Raw genomic sequence first — 767 nt, 5'->3', positions numbered from 1 at the left:
AAAAGCATTAAAGACTGCTACAGATGAGGCTCACTTACTTTTRTTTGTAGTAGATGCTCATCAAACTCACCCAGATGATAGGCATTTTATTAACACTATAAGAAAATTAAATAAACCTATTATACTTGTTATAAATAAGATAGATTCTGATTCTCATAACAATTTAATTAATGAATTTTACTCTCTTGGTATAAAAGATATTGTTGCTATAAGTGCTGAACATAATAATGGYATTGATGATTTGAGAGAAAAAATACTTGAAGTTTTTGAAAGAATAGGAATTGATTTAGAAGCTGAGAGGGAGGCTACTCAAGAAAATAATAAAGAAGATAATGTTGTTGTTAATGATGAAGAGTTWTTTGAAGAAGATGATTTTGATGAAGAGTATGACGAAGACTATAATGAAGATGCAAGTAAAGARAGCAAAAAGCAATACAGACTTGATGAATATATAGCAAAAAAGAAAATTATAAATATAGCTATAGTAGGAAAACCAAATGCTGGGAAATCTACTTTATTAAATACATTRATTGGAAAAGACAGAAGCATTGTTTCAAATATTGCAGGCACTACTAGGGATTCTATAGATGAAACATTTAACGTTAAAGGTGATGATAGTTGGCTGGTAGATACTGCTGGTATAAGAAAAAAGAAGAATGTGAATACAGATGGTGAATACTACAGTGTAAACAGAGCAATAAAAGCAATAGAAGCTTCTGATGTGTGCATACTTAGGCTTGATGTTTTTGAAGGTTTAACAGACCAAT

At 29.9% G+C, this 767-nt stretch carries 1 protein-coding gene; it reads left to right on the top strand.

All coding sequences use genetic code 11. From position 1 onward, the window contains the following. A partial coding sequence (locus tag GQX97_RS13020; protein ID WP_157152276.1) for a GTPase occupies positions 1 to 767 on the top strand: 767 nt, incomplete at both ends.

This window comes from Brachyspira sp. SAP_772 (assembly GCF_009755885.1).
Lineage (GTDB): Bacteria > Spirochaetota > Brachyspiria > Brachyspirales > Brachyspiraceae > Brachyspira.
The sequence above is the reverse complement of the archived record's forward strand: the minus strand, read 5'-3'. Positions and strand labels throughout refer to the sequence as shown.